Source organism: Candidatus Skiveiella danica, assembly GCF_022705245.1.
In the GTDB taxonomy this organism is placed as follows: domain Bacteria; phylum Pseudomonadota; class Gammaproteobacteria; order Burkholderiales; family Burkholderiaceae_C; genus Skiveiella; species Skiveiella danica.
On sequence record NZ_JAKJEW010000192.1, the window covers coordinates 1 to 531 of the forward strand.

General features: G+C 63.8%; 1 protein-coding gene. It reads left to right on the forward strand.

The genetic code is table 11. The features are described from left to right. Positions 1-161 precede the first annotated feature (161 nt). Positions 162-488: a (2Fe-2S) ferredoxin domain-containing protein gene (locus ACMUOY_RS20935; protein WP_413894624.1), complete on the forward strand. Its 327-nt coding sequence runs from the start codon at positions 162-164 to the stop codon at positions 486-488. The last annotated feature ends 43 nt before the right edge of the window (positions 489-531 follow it).

Consider the following 531-nt stretch of genomic DNA (forward strand, 5'->3'; position numbering starts at 1 on the left):
GCTGGCGCCGCGCATGGAGTTGTTCGGCCTGCTGCAATGGTTGGGCTGGCTGTGGCCCTTGTTGGCGCTGGCTTGGTTGATGGCCGGATTGGTGAAGGGCGATGCAGGGGGGGCACCTAAACTCGACCGCTTTTCGAGGCGCCCTCGGCGCTGAGGCTTGCATGAGCTACTACCAGCGCCACATCTTCTTTTGCCTGAACCAGCGCGACGGCGGTCAAGCCTGCTGCGCGCAGCAGGGCGCACAGGCGGCGTTCGATCATTGCAAATCGCGCGTCAAGGCGCTCGGACTGAACGGCAAGGATGGCGTACGCGTCAACAAGTCCGGATGTCTGGATCGCTGTGCCGGCGCGCCGGTTGCCGTCGTCTATCCCGATGCGGTCTGGTACAGCTTCGTCGACAACGCCGATATCGACGAAATCGTCGAGCGCCATCTGCAGGGTGGCGAAGTGGTCGAGCGCCTGCGACTCGACGACTCGGTCGGCCGATGAGCAGGCCATGAACAGTCAGACGCAGCGCTTCACCGTTCCCGGA

What these genes read in the sequence shown, in the direction of transcription:
- ACMUOY_RS20935 (WP_413894624.1), top strand. Translation starts at nt 162, where the DNA reads ATGAGCTACTACCAGCGCCACATCTTCTTTTGCCTGAACCAGCGCGAC.